General features: G+C 52.5%; 1 pseudogene. It reads left to right on the forward strand.

Annotated features, from left to right (window positions below):
- Positions 1 to 240 (forward strand): annotated as a pseudogene (locus E0D98_RS28620) (hypothetical protein); the annotation flags it as partial.

Raw genomic sequence — 240 nt, forward strand, 5'->3', positions numbered from 1 at the left:
GCTTCAACGGTGGTGTTCTGAACGGTGTTCCTTCTGCATATCACTGGTATACAGAACGGTATGGCGTGAAGTGGCCTTGTGGGTATGACCTGAATATCAGCAGTCAGGGGGAAAACTTCATTCAGGTGGATTTCGACACGCCGTGGTGTCAGCCGGAAAGCGACGTTGTTGCAGAATTAAGCCGCCGTTTCAGCTGCACGCTGGAGCACTGGTATGCCGAACAGGGCTGTGATTTCTGTG

The organism is Escherichia sp. KCJ4928 (genome assembly GCF_004352695.1).
Classification (GTDB): domain Bacteria; phylum Pseudomonadota; class Gammaproteobacteria; order Enterobacterales; family Enterobacteriaceae; genus ECMA0423.